The sequence below is a fragment of the Arcobacter sp. genome (assembly GCF_050300555.1).
Classification (GTDB): domain Bacteria; phylum Campylobacterota; class Campylobacteria; order Campylobacterales; family Arcobacteraceae; genus Arcobacter.
On the sequence record NZ_JBNKXY010000243.1, the window covers coordinates 1 to 600 of the forward strand.

A 600-nucleotide genomic window follows, 5' to 3' on the forward strand; every position below is an offset into this window, starting at 1 on the left:
TATTGGAGCAGCAATTCAAGCAGGTATATTAGCAGGTGAAATTAAAGATGTTCTATTATTAGATGTTACTCCATTATCATTAGGAGTTGAAACTCTTGGGGGTGTAATGACAAAAATTATTGCACGAAATACAACAATTCCAGTTAAAAAATCAGAAATGTTTTCAACAGCTGTTGATAATCAAACTAATGTTGAAATTCATATTTTGCAAGGAGAACGTGAGTTAGTTAATGGAAACAAAAGTTTAGGTAACTTTAGATTAGATGGAATTCCAGCAGCAAACCGTGGTGTACCACAAATTGAAGTAACTTTTGATATTGATGTAGACGGCATTTTATCCGTAAAAGCAAAAGAAAAAGAGACAGGAGTTGAACAATCAGTAACGATTCAAGGGGCTTCAACATTAAATGAAAGTGAAGTTGAAAGTATGTTAGCGGATGCAGAAAAATATGCTACTGCAGATAAAGAAAAACGTGAAACTATTGATTTAAAAAACCAAGCAGAAACCTTATGTTTTGAAGCTGAAAAAGAATTATCTTTAGTAAAAGATACAATTGGTCCAGAAAAAGAAGAAAATATTTCAAAATTAATTGAAACGAT

General features: G+C 31.5%; 1 protein-coding gene. It reads left to right on the top strand.

From position 1 onward, the window contains the following. The coding region (locus ACQY5W_RS13355) for an Hsp70 family protein (RefSeq protein ID WP_428025460.1) at window positions 1-600 on the top strand (600 nt) is incomplete at both ends.